This window comes from Niabella aquatica (genome assembly GCF_054779315.1).
On sequence record NZ_BAAGYM010000008.1, the window covers coordinates 182,460 to 197,451 of the forward strand.

The window sequence follows — 14,992 nt, forward strand, 5'->3', positions numbered from 1 at the left end:
TTGTTCTGAACTGAATGTGTTTAAAGAATATTTTTTATAGAAATAGCAGCACCCACAATTATGTGCAGCGCCCGTTATTACTGTTCGTTTTTTTGCTTTTTTTAATATGCTCCTGTTCCACTTCAAAACAGGCCTTCAATCCCCATAAAAAATACAGTGCTGCACAATTGCAACGAGACTACAGCCTGTTTCAAAGCATTTTGGAAGCGCGGCACCCAGGCCTGTACTGGTACACTCCTAAACCAGCTATGGACAGTACTTTCAATGCAGGCAGGCAAATGTTGAAAGACAGCTTAACTGAATATGAGTTTAGAAAAATATTAGCGCTGGCAGTAGCCAGGATTGAATGCGGGCATACTTCTGTAATGGTGTCAAAATATTATGAAAAATACAGTGATACTGTAAAAGGTAAAACTACATTTCCCATTAGCGTAAAAGTGTGGAACGATTCTGCGGCTTTTATTTCGGGCATCTATAAAAACGCTTCCATTCGTCGTGGTGATAGAATTGATTCCATCAACGGGCGTTCTGTAAAATATCTTTTAGACACCATGTACCGCTTTATGCCTGCTGACGGAGGGAACCTTGTTGCAAAGAACCAGCTACTCAGCAGCGGTACTTATTTCGGTTCCCTGTACACTGCTTTATATGGCTGGCAAAAAAACAGTTTGACATCCGCTATACCGATTCCGCCGGTTATAAAAAGCAGGTAGTGTTAAAGCCTTTACCGGTTAAAACAGACAGCCTTTCTGCAAAGCAGCAAAAAGCCATCGCAAAAAAGAAAAAAATATCCAAAGCCGAACGCCTGAAAAACGCCAGGCAATTGAAAATAAATATAGATAGTGGCTATGCAATAATGCAACTGAACAGTTTTTCTGGGCAATTACAGCTCAAAAGATTTTTCCGCAGATCTTTCAGTACGCTGAAAAAGGAGCAGATCAAAAATCTTATTATTGACCTGCGTTTAAATGGTGGGGGAAGGGTAGATAATGCCAATTACCTCCTCAGGAGGCTTACGGACAAAAATTATAAAGCAGGAGATTCTCTATATGCTACCGCAGCAAAGCTGAAATACAACCCATACATCCATAATAGTTTTTGGGTCAACCTCTTTATTCGGGCCAATACCAACAACAAAAACGGCAGACGGCATTTCCGGTATTTCGAGCGGCATCTCTTCAAACCTAAAAAGCACAACCATTTTAACGGGCAGGTGTACCTGCTGAGCGGTGGGCGCAGTTATTCGGCAAGCACTATGGTATTGGGTATTTTAAAAGGTCAGCCTCATGTAACTATTGTTGGAGAGCCTTCAGGTGGAGCGGCTTATGGCAACAGCGCCTGGCAAATACCTATGGCTACGCTGCCCGAAACTGCAGTGCGCCTAAGATTTCCTTTATTCCGGTATGTAATGAATAAAAGCCTTCCCCATGACGGGCGGGGTGTACAGCCCGACATTTATGCAGGAACGAACCTAGAAGCGATACGAATGGGTAGGGACTATAAAATGGATAAAGTAAAGAAGCTGATAAAAAGCAAACCCTAACTACCTGTAAACGCCTGCGGATATCGTTTTTTTACCTCCCGGTACGCGTTTGCATAAGCATAGTATTCGGCAAGGCTCACTAATATCAATAATACGGCAAAACAAGATACAGCAATATGCACCTTTAGATTGTTTATATTGATATCCCAGCCTCTTAAAACCAAATAATACAAATTAGGAACCTGAAGCATAGCGCCGAATATGCCAAAACCCGCTCCATAGCGTTTCAAAACCATTAGCTTTCTTGCAGGTTTTTTAAATGCTCTTAATGTAGATGCCCAAAGCAACAAACCGAAAAGAACTGCAATAAGCACTATCCCCAGGTGATATGATTTAAGGCTGGAAATTTTAAAAATAAAAACAGGCGCGTTTAAAAGAAAGAACAGCAGCAGCGAAACAGCTATTTTCGGATAAGTAAAAAAATCTTTAAAATACCGCCACCGTGCCCTGTTGTAGCTTTTTGTCAATGCAGTTTCTCTTTCAGCTATTACACGCGAAAAACCGGTTATGCCAAAACCTTTATATACGCTCATCAGCGCCTCGTCAAAACTTAATGCAGCATTGGCTGCTATCTTCGCTTCAATAGCTTCGCTAAGGTGGTCTACTAATTCTGTTTGAAGGTCATAATAGCGAACGCCTTTTTTCTCACAGAATTTGTACAGGTATTGTATTTGTTCTTCCGTAAGCATAAGCGTTTTATTTTTCAAAAGCTAAGGGATAATTTTTACGGGCCTCTTTATATGCCTTATTATAAGTACTCATCCAGGCCAGGGCAAATAGTATTGATATAGTCATCATAAACGAGAAAACCATCACAAACCAGGTCGAATTAAACCAACCTTCATTTTTATGGTCTCTCAGGAGATTTGTACCATTAATGAGCGAAACCCATAGTATTAACCAATTAAAGCGGGACAGAGGCGGAAGTGAGATCAGTTGCTGCCCCGGCCTGATAAATGTAAAAAGAGTATATAGCCCGGCTGAAGTTATAAAAGCAGCAGACCCGATCATATTTATTTTTATATTTAAATCAACAGATGTTTTAAACAATAAATACGGGGAGGCAAGGGTTAAAAACAAAAGACAGGACCCGAGGAGCTTAGGCAGGGTAAAATATTCCCAAAATAATATACGCTGCCTTTTTCTTAATGCCTTTGCTATCAGGGCCTCTTTTTCACCAGCAATTTTATGAAACCCGTACACTCCTAATGACTGTGCTGCTTCTCTCATCGCTTCGTCAAAAGTTAAACCCGGCCGTTCTGCTATTTTCTGCTCAATACCCTGCGCCAGGTGATCCGTCATCTCCATGCGCACATCATAGAAATAGATCCCTTCTGCATAACAAAGGTCTTCTAATTCCTGTATTTGCCCGATGGTCAGCATCTTAAGCAAGCTTGGGGTTTAACAATAACTGCAGTGTATTTTTAAAGCTTTCTAATTCTGCTAAAGCCCTTGATTTTTCTTTTTTACCCGCTTTGGTAAGACTGTAATATTTCCTTATACGGTTGCCTATGTTTTCCATTTCCACTTCCAGCACACCCTCTGCCTCCAGCCGGTGCAGCAACGGGTACAACGCCCCTTCGGTAATGGTCAGTTCACCCGCGGTTAGTTCTTTTACCTTTTGGGTAATTTCATAGCCATACATGCGGCCCTGCTCATCTAATAACTTTAAAAGAATCGGCTCCAGGCAGCCTTTATATAATCCGGACTTATTCATGTATCGTAAAGATACATAATTTACCAATACATAAGAAAATTAGGTATCAAAATATTTTGAAATCATCTGCATCTTTCAAAAAAGGAAACTGTTCGCGAACTGTATTCAAATGGCGTTTGTCTAAGGTAATGGTGTAAATATCTTCCTCATCCTTTTTATGATATAGCACTTCTCCCAGCGGATCTATCACCATACTGTCGCCACTATGATAAATAGTATTGCCATCATTGCCCACCCGGTTAACGCCAATTACATAACACTGGTTCTCAATAGCCCGTGCCTGCAATAAGGTTTTCCAGGCATGGCTGCGGCGTTCCGGCCAGTTAGCCACATACATCAGTACATCGTATCCAATCTCACTCCCTGTCCCCCTCTCCAAATGGTGGGGGGGTGTTTGTCTTGCCCACACAGGGAAACGCAGGTCATAACATACCTGAAGGTTTATTTTCCAGTCGTTGACTGAGGCGATCAACCTTTTTTCTCCCGCGGTGTAATGATCGCCCTCGCACGCATAGTCAAATAAATGCCGCTTATCATATATGCCATACCGGCCGTTTGGCAACATCCAGATCAACCTGTTAAAGTAAGCATCAACCCCCTCTTCGTCCTGTTCTTTAATGATGAGGCTGCCAGTTAAAACCACTTTTTTTTGTGCGGCAATCTTTTTCATCCATTCAACCGAAGGCCCATCCATGGTTTCGGCCATTCCTTTTGCATTCATCGTGAACCCGGTTGAAAACATCTCGGGCAACACTATAACTTCGGTTCTTTGGGAAATGCTGCTGATCTTGTCTTCGAGCATTTGCAGGTTGGCCGGTTTGTCTTCCCAAAATAGCTGGGTTTGAATAAGTGTTATTGTAAGCTGGTCCTTCATTATATTATCAAACTATTGATATGTCAGTAAATATTGTCTGTTGCCCGATGCAAAAAGTGCTGTCGAAGGCCGGTTCGACAAGCCGTTAATGACAAGCGGTTTAAGTATAAAATAGTCAAATTTCTATAATTCATGTTTTTCCACTTTTGTTTCAAGGCCGTCCCCAACGCGGAAAATAAAACCAGGCGTAAGCAAACCTGCCTGTCTGGTCAGACGGGTATTCATTGACGATTTGCCAGGCACACCGCAGATAGTAATTCCCACCGGAAATAGCTTGCGACAATTCCCGGTTGCCCTTCATCTTTTTGGCCCCGAAAGCGTTCGGGGAAAAAAGTGGAAAAAGAAAACTTGTCATTTCAAAGAACATAATTTGAGATTATTAATGCCTCACCCCTACAAAACATACTCGACTTAACACTATACTTTATTGAACAACGGGTTTATTAAATGAGCTTCATATCCTTTTTGCAATAAAAAATCGGATGTTTTTTTCATCCTGGCAAAACGGTTTTGTGTGCCTTTGAGGCTTTGCCATTTATCATGGAACAGCTTTTCCAAAGCGGCGTTATAATCAGCTTCATCTATTTCCTGCATTCCTTTTTTAATACAATAAGCGCTTATTGCTTTCTGTTTTAATGCTGCTATTATTTTGTTGCGTCCCCAATGTTTTGTTCTGAAGTGCCCGCCTGTAAAAGCTTTGGCAAACCGTTCTTCGTTCAAATAATTTTCTTCAATTAAAGTGGCTATTATTTCATCATGATCTTTTTTCCAAACGCCAAGATTATAGAGTTTGCTTACTACATCGTTATGGCACCTTTCACTATAAGCGCAGTACTGCCGCATCTTTTGTAAAGCCTGCTCTTTTGTTAACTGCTGATCGGAATGGTTCATTTATCAAAAGTTATCCTTCACGTTATTGCACAATGCGATAACACAATAGTGATAAGCAAAGGCGCGTCATAAAGCAATCACATCTCTTCCAGCCTTGCCAGGCATCCGAATTTTTCTTTCAGGTAATCATCGTAATGATCTGCTTTTTCAAACAGGTTCTTAAATTCTTCCACACCGCTTTCGCGCGTCATATCTAAATCGTAAATAAGACGGCTGAGCACAATATTGTTTTTAACGCAGCTCAGCACCAGGCCGCTGGGCTTATTATTTTCCTGCAACAAAAACTCGTACAAAGGTTTGATTTTTTGCGCATCGGCAGGCATCTGGCACAAATACGCATCGCCCGCCACAAAATAGTTATCGGGATTATAGCTGATCTTCACTTTGGCTGAGCCTGCTTTTACGCTCCACATATTAGCCCCGTCGCGCGCCAGTCGCACATCTTTACCCAGCTCGCGCAAAATATCTTCTATCAGCTTTGCCACGCCCATCAGCTCTACTTCTTTTTCGGGAACCTGGGGCAGCTTTACTTCGGAACCGCAGCTGGGGCAGTATTTATCATTATCAATGGTTTGAGCCGTTACCAGGTAATCGCAGTTGGAGCAGCGCGTAGCAGCATGGCCTTTATGAGGAGCATACAGGTCCAGCGCCTCCTGTAAGGTACTTACCGGCAACGCAAAACCCAGGTTATCGCCCCCTTTTATGATAAAAGAATTAACTCCTATCACATCGCCGTTATAATCCACCAAAGGCCCGCCACTGTTGCCAGGGTTAATAGCCGCATCTATTTGTATATATTTTTCGCCGTCGCGTATCCTGTCTACCTTAGAAATAACCCCCTGTGTGGCGCTGTAATTAAGGCCATAGGGATGGCCGATAGCAATAACATTATCGCCATCTTTCATAGCTTCATAGTTACCCAGCTTCACTTCGGGCAGATCAGCTTCGGCCGGCGGTTCCAGGAAGGCCAGGTCGTGCTGCGCATCGGTGTACCATACGCGGGACAACGTCTTTTCGAAGCTCTTACCGGCAATAGTTACTTCAGGGTTACCAGCCACAACATGATCATTGGTAACTATAAGGTTATACCCTTTCAGGTAAAAGCCGGTACCGGTGCCTGTTTGCGTAGCGATTTGTATGACAGCGTTCTGATAAAGATTGATGATATCTTTTGAGTTCATTTCTGCTAATTCCTGGTTTACATTTAATTTTTCTCATTCAATACTATTCCATGTTCATATTCAGCAGCTCTATTTGGCTGGTAAAGCTATAGTTGAATTTTGACAGGGAGGTAAAAGAAAGCTGGGTCACATTAAAGTTCATTAACGGATATTTTTGCCTCCATTGGTTCTGGATCTGACGGATACGTGCTGCAATCAACTCCTGGTCAAATTTATTAGCTACCGGCATATACAAAGCCTTCGTATAACCCAGGGTTTTAAAATATTCGGGATAATTCACCTGCATAAAAATCTCAATCAGCTGCGTCACCGGCCTGGGCAGGCTGTAAGAATACTGGCAATAGGTAAGCCCGTACTCCATTATTTTATTAGCAAAGTACTCATGGTTATTATCCCGGTACCAAAGCATATTGTTGTTGGCCTCGTTTATGGCTTCTGCCATCGTTTTATGAGGTTGGGGGGTTACAATAGAGAACGTATATTTAGAGCGGAACAGGTTTTGAAACACCTCTTCTCTGGGTTTGTCGCGCAGCTTTTTAAACTCCTCGATCATATCCCGGTTTTTTTCCACCATCTGGCGCTCGTCCTTTTTAAAATAGATCCCCGATATTTTTTCCAGGTCATTCAGCAGCTGTCCTTCGGGAGCAATTAAAAAATCAATGCGATATACCAGGGCCAGCAGCAAATAACAGATGCCTCCTGAAAACTTATCAGCATCTACCGAAGCAATTTTATCAAGTGTTTCGGAGATCCAGCTTTGTATGGCCTCATATTTCACCTGTCTTTCTGCTTCGGGGATTTCGGATACATGATCTTTATCAACCGGCTGCAGGAAAGAAAAGTCCTGCACCAGCAAATCATCCTGCTTATCGCTTTTTATGGCCAGCTCTTTCAACCCGTAATAGAGCTTACTCGGATTAGCTGTTTCGATATTTGTATCAAACCGCATACAAAGATCTTCCTTATCAAGGGCATACCGGCTATAGTACAACCCGAAATTCATTTCCAGCAGGCGGCGCATAACCGGTACAGAAGGTTGCCTCATTTTTGCCAGTTTCACTTCAGCGGTAAGCGTACCGCCCTCTATTTTCCCCCTTACCACTTTCGACCCCTGGAAAAGCTCAAAATCAAACCGCTCCTGGCTGCCTGAAAAGATTACATTATGGGTTTCTTCATCTTTCAGATAATCGAAAAAAGCATTAATAGAGTCTATATATTTGCGCTCCTTAAACAGGTTGTCTGCCTCTGTCCAGCGATTTCCTTTAGCGACAGATTTATTATTATCAGAATACCGGCCAAAAGGAATGCGCACTGCTTCGGCAGCCGGATCCCTTTTCCCTTTTATAAGATGGATAATCTTGTTAAACATTCCTGCTTTGTTTTTTATAGAGCTGGGAAAGATACAAAAGTTGGTAAAACTTACCATATTTCCCTTTCCTCTGAAAAAGAAATCCAACCTGATAAATAAGCGTCCTTAAAACGGGCCGGATGTTTCTTACGGCTGCCATAGGCAGGACGATAGTATCGTGCGTTTAATTATAAATAATTTATATTGCGCTCATTCTTTTTTATAGTAGTTTCGCTGCACCTCCGGCACGGGGGCCAGGAAAATAAAATTTTTACTTAGATGAAATTTATAGCATCATCAAACGCTTTGCTTAAACAACTGCAAAACCTGTCGGGCGTTATTAACGCGAATACTGTATTGCCCATATTAGAAGATTTTCTTTTTGAAATTGAAGCCAACAGGCTTACCATTGTTGCTACAGATCTCGAAACGGTAATGAGAACCGAAATGGATATTGAAGCAAAAGACAGCGGCCGCGTCTGCATTCCCGGAAAAATATTGATCGATTCTTTAAAAAACATTCCCGATCAGCCACTTACGTTTAATATAGATAAAAATTTCGGCGTAGAAATTACCAGCGATAGCGGTAAGTATAAAGTAATGGGCGAAAACCCCGACAACTTTCCCAAAGAGCCCGCAGCAGACGATACCACTTCATTTATAATGACTTCTTCTGCATTGGTAACCGCTATCAATAAAACATTGTTTGCCACCAGCACCGATGACCTGCGGCCGGCGATGACAGGAGTTTTCTTTGAGCTCAGCAAAGATGGTATTCAGTTTGTAGCAACGGATGCACACAGGCTGGTACGCTACAAACGTAATGACGCACAGGCAGGTGGTACCGATAATTTTATTGTTCCGCGCAAACCTTTAAACCTGTTAAAATCAGCATTGCCCGACAATGACGATGCAATAACTTTAAATTACAACAGTAATCATTTCTTCGTAACACATGGTACTACCCGTTTAAGTTGTCGCTTAATTGATGCGCGTTTTCCTGATTACAGGGTAGTGATTCCAACAGAAAATCCTTACCGCCTTACGGTTAACAGGCTGGAATTTTTAGGCGCCTTACGGCGGGTAAGTGTGTTCAGCAATAAAAGTACCTACCAGGTGGCTTTAACGATCAGCGGCAGTGAATTGCAACTGGCAGCACAGGACGTTGATTTTAGCTTTGAAGGTAACGAACGCATGAAATGCCAGTATAATGGAGAAGATCTGCAAATAGCTTTTAATGCCAAATTTTTAATAGAAATGCTCAACAGCACCCAAAGCGAAGAAGTGTACCTGGAACTGAGCACGCCAACAAAAGCGGGCCTTATAAAGCCGGTAGAACAGGATGAAAGCGAAGAATTGCTGATGCTGGTAATGCCGCTGATGCTGAATCAGTAACATATTTTAATATATTGTTTAAAAAGCTCCGGAAACCGGAGCTTTTTATATAATAACAGCCCCCATAACGAAGTATTAACTGCAAACTTTGTAAAAGCTTTAGCTTTTTTTGTCACATCTTTGCGGCTGACAAAATTGGAATTATATCATGAATAAACTGGTATCCTTTTCCCCTGTTCTTTTATTGAGCTTCGTTATTGCTTTAACCTCCTGCAGTTCGACCAAACAAACCACCGGTACAGCAAAACAGCACACCGCAATAGTGTTCCCGGCACAGCATAAATCAACACCGGCAGGAGTTAGTTTTGTTGCAGATGATGAACATATATTTTCAGATAAGGAAGCAAAAACCCTCGACTCCCTATTGCAGGTTTTTGAAAAAAGTAATCTTATTGCTATTAAAATAACTACTGTCAATAATCCCTCTATGGATGCTGCCAATGTTGCCGATAACAACAAAGAACTGTTAAAGAGCTGGGCTGCAATACACAATAACAGCAATAACTGTATGGTTATCAGTATCAGCAAACAACTAAAGCTGGTGCAAATTGATTACGGAACTTTTGTAAGCAAACTGCTGAGCCCTGCAGAAACAGCAGGTATTATAGAGCAGCAGTTCCAGCCTTCATTTGCAACCAATCAAATGTATTTTGCTACCTGGAATGGAGTGAATGCCATTATGAATACGATCAGGGGTAATATCAAATTTTAGCAGTTTTAGCTCCCTTGATCTCTGCTTTCATCCCCTAATGATTGTATTTGTTTGCTTTGCCATTTGCACCTCTTTAAGGTTTCAAAAATTAGCCCTACTTTTGCGCCGCATTGGTTCAATAGGCTTATCCTAAGCGCTATTGATTAAAAGGGAATCAGGTGCGAATCCTGAACAGACCCGCTACTGTAAGTTCTAACCAGCATTTTGACATTTCTTAGCCACTATTTCGCCGGGCGAAACGGGAAGGCTGCTCAAAATGGGAACAAGTCAGGAGACCTGCCAAAGCAGATATATTTTAAGCTTTCGTGGACCAAAGCTTGAATGCAAATGCTTTATTAGCAACATATTTGTCTTCAATCGTTCGCAAAGCTGTTTGATTCATTTAATCAAATAGTTAATGCCTGTTCCTGGTATAAAAAAAGCGTTAACAGCGACGCTTTTAATATTCATTGCATTTCACCTGCGCGCACAGCAAAATGAGCGCGACAGCTTAGTTGTGCGTGATGGCAGCGCGAAAGTGCTGCCCGGCGTCACCGTTTCGCAAAGCAGCTATAAAGAGGTAATCCCTTCTCAAAGACTGACCGGCGAAGACCTTAAGAGACTCAACAGCTTTTCAGTAGCAGATGCCATACGCTATTTTGCCGGAGTACAGGTAAAAGATTACGGAGGCATAGGAGGTTTGAAAACGGTGAATATCCGCAGCATGGGCACCAACCACATGGGCGTTTTTTACGATGGCATACAGCTGGGCAATGCACAGAACGGACAAATAGACCTCGGCAAATTTTCGATGGATAATATTGAATCCATTTCGTTGTACAACGGACAGAAAAGCGAGATTTTTCAGCCCGCCCGGGACTTCGGCTCTTCCGGCAGCATTTATATCAAAAGCAGGAAACCGGTCTTTGATTCCAGCAAAAAAGCCCATTTCAAAGGGGTTTTTAAAACAGGTTCTTTCGGGCTGGTCAATCCCTCCCTGTTGTACGAGCATAAAATTAACGATAAGCTGAGCGCCTCAGCGAACGGGGAGCTGATCAGTTCATCTGGTAAATACAGGTTCCGTTACAGGCGTGTTTTTCCCGGCACACATGATGTTATGTATGATACATCTGCTACCAGGCAAAACGGAGATATCCGCGCAACGCGCTTCGAGGGAGGGCTATACGGCCTGGTACCACAGGGAAACTGGAAACTGAAAACCTATTTTTACGATTCTGAACGTGGCATCCCAGGAGCCATCATCAGCAATAAATTCCAAAATGCACAACGGCAATGGGACAGGAACTTTTTCCTGCAAGGTTCCTGGCAAAAAGCGGTAACAACGGGATACGAGCTGCTGGTAAGCGGGAAATATGCCAACGATTACATGCGCTACCTCAATCCCGATACCACGCTCAAACTTATTGACAACACCTTCCGTCAGCAGGAATGGTATATTTCAGTAGCTAACAAATACAGCATTACCCGGCAATGGGATGCTTCGCTTTCCGCCGATGTACAATACAATACGCTCACTTCAAATATGGATGGCTTTGTCTTTCCCCGGCGGCTGACTTCTTTAATCGCCCTCGCTACCGCGGCCGAATTGGGAAAAGTAAAAATACAGGGAAGCCTGCTGGCCACCCTTGTGCATGAAAGGATATACTCCGGCAATACCGCTGCCGATGATTCTGTAAGAGTGGCTCCCGATAAAAAAGAGCTTACTCCTGCTTTGTTCGTATCGTACAAGCCGTTTACAAACAGGGATTTCAACATCCGGGCTTTTTATAAATACATTTTCAGGATGCCCACATTCAACGACCTGTATTATACCGATATCGGCAATAGCAACCTGAAACCCGAATTTACCCATCAATATGACCTGGGCTTTCAATACAGCAAAAGCTGTGAAAAAGCGGTCCTCAAACAATGGAGCCTTCAGGCAGATGCCTATTACAACGAGGTAACGAATAAGATCATAGCCGTGCCTAAAGGTAGCGGGCAATACCGGTGGATGATGATGAACCTCGGCTATGTGGAAATAAGAGGTATGGACGTGGCGGCATCAGCGCTTTCGGAAATCGTTAAAAATGTGTTGCTCAATATAAAACTCACCTACACCTATCAGAAGGCGCAGGACTTTACGCCACGGGCAAGTGAAATATTGCAAAAAACCACCTGGGGAGGACAAATAGCCTATATCCCCTGGCACAGCGGCTCGCTCATAACCGGGCTGTCGTACAAAAGCTGGATGCTCAATTACAGCTTTATTTATGTGGGTGAGCGCTATCATTCTTCCGCAAATATACCTATGGAGTATGAGCAACCCTGGTACACCCATGATATGACGGTTATAAAAACCCTGAAATACAGAAAAACAGGTATACGCATAGGTGCCGAAGTGAACAACCTGCTTGGCCAGGACTATGAAGTGGTGCTGAACTATCCCATGCCGAAACGCAATTATAAACTTTCATTAACCGTAGAATTATGAGGATAATGAAACAAAATACGTTCTTCGTTTATTACATCATCGCTTTAATAACGGTGATGAGCGCCTGCCGCAGGGATGTGGAAATGGTGCTTTCGGAAGATATTGTCGTTGGCAATCCTGGTATTATCAAAGGCTACAAAGGATTTTACCTGCTTAACGAGGGCAATATGGGCAGCAATAAAGCCACCCTCGATTTCTACGATTTCCGTACGGCCATCTATAAAAAAAACATCTATGCCGAAGTAAACCCGCACGTGCCCAAGGAACTGGGCGATGTGGGCAACGACATAGGGATATACGGCGGAAAGCTGTATGCCGTCATCAATACCTCAAACAAAATAGAGGTAATGGATGCAGAAACGGCCAAACGCATCGGTCAAATCAATATTCCCAACTGCCGCTTCATTAAGTTTCACCAGGGCTATGCCTATGTTACTTCGTATGCGGGGCCGGTAATTATTGACCCCGATTACAAACAGCTTGGGTATGTGCTCAAAATCAACACCTTTACCCTGCAAGTGGCAGACACCTGCCTGGTAGGCTTTCAGCCTGATGAACTGGAAATAATAGATGGAAAAATTTATGTGGCCAATTCGGGTGGTTATATGGGTGCAAGCGATACAAAAGGATATGAACGCACCGTTTCCGTAATTGATATAGCAACGTTCAAAGAAGAAAAGCGTATTGATGTGGCGTACAACCTGGAGCGTATAAAAGCTGATAAACGCGGTAACCTGTGGGTAAGCTCACGCGGCGATTATAAAGGACTGCCATCGCGCCTGTACTTTATCGACCGGGAGAAAGAAACAGTAACGGATAGTATTCCTATTGCCGCATCCAATTACTGGATAGACGACGACCTGTTGTTTGTGTACGGTACGGAATGGAGCTACATTACCAACAACTGGACCATTTCTTACAGCATGGTGGACACCCGAACGCATGAAATAATGAGCAGGAACATTATTACCGACGGTACCGATAAAGAAATAGAAAAGCCTTACGGCATTATGGTACATCCCGAAACAAAGGATATCTACATTACCGATGCGGGGAACTATGTAACGCCCGGTGTGGTGTATTGCTTCGACAAAAACGGTAAAAAGAAATGGAGCGTGGTGGCGGGAAATATCCCCGGACATTTTGCATTGGTTCCCGTGTATTAATGGGATAATAATCACAATAGTGAGTAGTGAATAATGATTTCGCTAATGGCGGACTGAATAAGAAACCAACAGTGAAATGAACATACTTAAAGAGATAATTATAACATACTAAAATAAAGAGATGAAAAATATAAACAGGATTTTACTATACACTATAAGTCTGGCACTTTTGGCCGCAAACTGTGGCAAAAAAGATGCAGAACTCCCTGAAACAGCTCCAGTTATTTCGGGATTAGATCAGCAATATTACCTGATAGTAAGGGATGAACTGGTATTGTCGCCACAGGTAGAAAACCGGGTGGATTCCGTGGTATGGCTGCTGGATGGACAACGGGTAGCCAATACGGCACAATATACTTTCAGGGCGCCTGCTGAACTAGGAACGTTCAATATTATTGTAAGGGCTTACAATAGGAGTAATTTTGTTCAGCAAATCATTACAATAACAACAGGAAGGTTCATTAATGTATCCACCACACCTTATGCGGTGTTGCCATTGAAACCTTCGCTGAAATTTGCCGGTAGGAGCGATATAAAATGGGAGGTATTGTCCGCTCCGTCCGAATTATACCGTTTGACGGATACCGATACACAAACTCCCCTGTTTATTTCGGCAGACAAAGGAGCCTACCAGGTAAAGATATCTTCAGGCAATATAGCCGATACGATGATCATTTCCGTGCAACAGGATATGACAACCCGGACACCGTATATCACCCAGGTGCTTGATTTTCTGCCTGCACCCGGGCAGTTTGTGAATGAGTTGCCCCGTTATGCTGAAGGTGATACGCATGAGGATATGGTCAAGAAAGCTGGCCAATCCCTGAAAGGTGAAAACGCATCTATGGTTTCTCTCGGTGGCTGGGGAGGCTATGTGGTTTTCGGCTTTGACCATACCATTGTAAACGTAGCGGGCAGGCGTGATTTCCGTATTTTGGGAAATGCTTTCGCAGCTGCCAGCAACCCCAACCCGGATGCGCCCTTTGGTGGCAGCTGCGAGCCGGGCATCATTATGGTAGCTTATGATAAAAACAAAAACGGCAAGCCTGATGATGATGAATGGTACGAAATAAAAGGCAGCGGTAATTTTACGGCAGAAAATGAACCATGGTATAGTATGGCCGTCAGTAATGGCAAGGATGTACGTACGTTCCGCAATTATGAAATGACTTATTATAAACCCGCACACGAAACCCCCGAACAGGCCGGGGAGCCGGATAACCCGGGCAGTTTTGCAACCATCACCAATTACATCCGGTGGACAGATAACCAAGGGCAGAATGGTTACAAAATAAAAAACGTATATCATCGCCAATCGTATTACCCCGCGTGGATAAAAGATGATAAGATTGTTTACAAAGGAATCCGCCTCGCCAGAAACGGTATTGATGAAAGCGGGCAGGGCCGCTATTATGTGCTGTATGCGTTCAGCTACGGATATGTAGATAATTATGCCAATACGCATGATAATACAGGCATTGATATTGACTGGGCTATTGACAAAGACGGCAACAAAGTAACCCTGCCAGGTATCGACTTCGTAAAAGTATATAATGGCGTAGACCAGGAGAACGGCTGGTTAGGAGAAGCTTCTACCGAAGTAGGCCGCGGCGAAGACCTGCATTTACTGGGCGTAAAAATAGCAACAAATAAATAATCAGATCATGGTTCATAGTGCGTGATTCCATGAGC

Annotated in this window: 14 protein-coding genes and 1 riboswitch; of the genes, 7 read left to right on the forward strand and 7 right to left on the reverse strand. The window is 43.1% G+C overall.

Translation table 11 applies throughout. From position 1 onward, the window contains the following. Positions 1-167: 167 nt before the first annotated feature. Together ACYVBM_RS07730 and ACYVBM_RS07735 are read left to right on the forward strand one after the other, a co-directional pair. Complete coding sequence (locus ACYVBM_RS07730) at positions 168-713, forward strand: hypothetical protein (protein WP_460685063.1); 546 nt, start codon at positions 168-170, stop codon at positions 711-713. Next, a complete protein-coding gene (locus ACYVBM_RS07735; RefSeq protein WP_460685064.1) occupies positions 713-1,543 on the forward strand; it encodes a S41 family peptidase in 831 nt (276 codons plus the stop codon). Before ACYVBM_RS07730 ends, ACYVBM_RS07735 begins: the two co-directional genes overlap by 1 nt. Here the strand turns inward: ACYVBM_RS07735 and ACYVBM_RS07740 are convergent. The 7 genes from ACYVBM_RS07740 to ACYVBM_RS07770 form a co-directional block, all read right to left on the reverse strand. Next, positions 1,540-2,232 carry a hypothetical protein gene (locus ACYVBM_RS07740; RefSeq protein WP_460685065.1) on the reverse strand — a complete coding sequence of 231 codons (693 nt, stop codon included), beginning with the start codon at positions 2,230-2,232 and terminating at the stop codon, positions 1,540-1,542. The two genes, ACYVBM_RS07735 and ACYVBM_RS07740, sit on opposite strands and share 4 nt — an antisense overlap. A 7-nt stretch (positions 2,233-2,239) precedes the next feature. After that, entirely contained in the window at positions 2,240-2,935 is a 696-nt protein-coding gene (locus ACYVBM_RS07745; protein WP_460685066.1) for a hypothetical protein, read from the reverse strand. Beyond that, positions 2,928-3,260, reverse strand: a complete 333-nt coding sequence (locus ACYVBM_RS07750; RefSeq protein ID WP_460685067.1) for a PadR family transcriptional regulator — start codon at positions 3,258-3,260, stop codon at positions 2,928-2,930. Before ACYVBM_RS07750 ends, ACYVBM_RS07745 begins: the two co-directional genes overlap by 8 nt. A gap of 46 nt (positions 3,261-3,306) precedes the next feature. After that, positions 3,307-4,134 (reverse strand): nitrilase family protein, encoded by an 828-nt coding sequence (locus ACYVBM_RS07755; protein WP_460685068.1) that lies wholly within the window; start codon positions 4,132-4,134, stop codon positions 3,307-3,309. Between the two features lie 417 nt (positions 4,135-4,551). After that, complete coding sequence (locus tag ACYVBM_RS07760) at positions 4,552-5,025, reverse strand: regulatory protein RecX (RefSeq protein ID WP_460685069.1); 474 nt, start codon at positions 5,023-5,025, stop codon at positions 4,552-4,554. A gap of 77 nt (positions 5,026-5,102) precedes the next feature. Continuing rightward, entirely contained in the window at positions 5,103-6,206 is a 1,104-nt protein-coding gene (locus tag ACYVBM_RS07765; RefSeq protein WP_460685070.1) for a trypsin-like peptidase domain-containing protein, read from the reverse strand. 43 nt (positions 6,207-6,249) lie between these two features. After that, positions 6,250-7,575 (reverse strand): type III secretion system chaperone family protein, encoded by a 1,326-nt coding sequence (locus ACYVBM_RS07770; RefSeq protein WP_460685071.1) that lies wholly within the window; start codon positions 7,573-7,575, stop codon positions 6,250-6,252. 258 nt (positions 7,576-7,833) lie between these two features. Between ACYVBM_RS07770 and dnaN the strand changes: the two genes are divergently transcribed. The 5 genes from dnaN to ACYVBM_RS07795 all read left to right on the forward strand — a co-directional run bounded on the left by dnaN (position 7,834) and on the right by ACYVBM_RS07795 (position 14,957). Next, entirely contained in the window at positions 7,834-8,949 is a 1,116-nt protein-coding gene (gene dnaN, locus ACYVBM_RS07775; RefSeq protein ID WP_460685072.1) for a DNA polymerase III subunit beta, read from the forward strand. A 148-nt stretch (positions 8,950-9,097) separates the two neighbouring features. Continuing rightward, the gene (locus tag ACYVBM_RS07780) at positions 9,098-9,661 is read left to right on the forward strand and encodes a TPM domain-containing protein (protein WP_460685073.1); all 564 of its coding nucleotides are present in this window, start codon (positions 9,098-9,100) and stop codon (positions 9,659-9,661) included. Between the two features lie 94 nt (positions 9,662-9,755). Further along, positions 9,756-9,959, forward strand: a riboswitch (cobalamin riboswitch). A gap of 99 nt (positions 9,960-10,058) precedes the next feature. Next, on the forward strand, positions 10,059-12,134 hold the full coding sequence (locus ACYVBM_RS07785) for a TonB-dependent receptor plug domain-containing protein (RefSeq protein ID WP_460685074.1): 2,076 nt from the start codon (positions 10,059-10,061) through the stop codon (positions 12,132-12,134). 5 nt (positions 12,135-12,139) lie between these two features. Beyond that, positions 12,140-13,300, forward strand: a complete 1,161-nt coding sequence (locus tag ACYVBM_RS07790) for a YncE family protein (RefSeq protein WP_460685075.1) — start codon at positions 12,140-12,142, stop codon at positions 13,298-13,300. Positions 13,301-13,421: 121 nt separating this feature from the next. Next, positions 13,422-14,957 carry a hypothetical protein gene (locus tag ACYVBM_RS07795; protein ID WP_460685076.1) on the forward strand — a complete coding sequence of 512 codons (1,536 nt, stop codon included), beginning with the start codon at positions 13,422-13,424 and terminating at the stop codon, positions 14,955-14,957. The last annotated feature ends 35 nt before the right edge of the window (positions 14,958-14,992 follow it).

Excerpts from the sequence above, each read along its gene's own strand:
- ACYVBM_RS07750 (WP_460685067.1), bottom strand. The coding sequence starts at position 3,260 with ATGAATAAGTCCGGATTATATAAAGGCTGCCTGGAGCCGATTCTTTTA.
- ACYVBM_RS07780 (WP_460685073.1), top strand. The coding sequence starts at position 9,098 with ATGAATAAACTGGTATCCTTTTCCCCTGTTCTTTTATTGAGCTTCGTT.
- ACYVBM_RS07765 (WP_460685070.1), bottom strand. The coding sequence starts at position 6,206 with ATGAACTCAAAAGATATCATCAATCTTTATCAGAACGCTGTCATACAA.
- ACYVBM_RS07795 (WP_460685076.1), top strand. The coding sequence starts at position 13,422 with ATGAAAAATATAAACAGGATTTTACTATACACTATAAGTCTGGCACTT.
- ACYVBM_RS07785 (WP_460685074.1), top strand. The coding sequence starts at position 10,059 with ATGCCTGTTCCTGGTATAAAAAAAGCGTTAACAGCGACGCTTTTAATA.
- ACYVBM_RS07770 (WP_460685071.1), bottom strand. The coding sequence starts at position 7,575 with ATGTTTAACAAGATTATCCATCTTATAAAAGGGAAAAGGGATCCGGCT.
- ACYVBM_RS07740 (WP_460685065.1), bottom strand. The coding sequence starts at position 2,232 with ATGCTTACGGAAGAACAAATACAATACCTGTACAAATTCTGTGAGAAA.
- ACYVBM_RS07755 (WP_460685068.1), bottom strand. The coding sequence starts at position 4,134 with ATGAAGGACCAGCTTACAATAACACTTATTCAAACCCAGCTATTTTGG.
- ACYVBM_RS07760 (WP_460685069.1), bottom strand. The coding sequence starts at position 5,025 with ATGAACCATTCCGATCAGCAGTTAACAAAAGAGCAGGCTTTACAAAAG.
- ACYVBM_RS07790 (WP_460685075.1), top strand. The coding sequence starts at position 12,140 with ATGAAACAAAATACGTTCTTCGTTTATTACATCATCGCTTTAATAACG.
- dnaN (WP_460685072.1), top strand. The coding sequence starts at position 7,834 with ATGAAATTTATAGCATCATCAAACGCTTTGCTTAAACAACTGCAAAAC.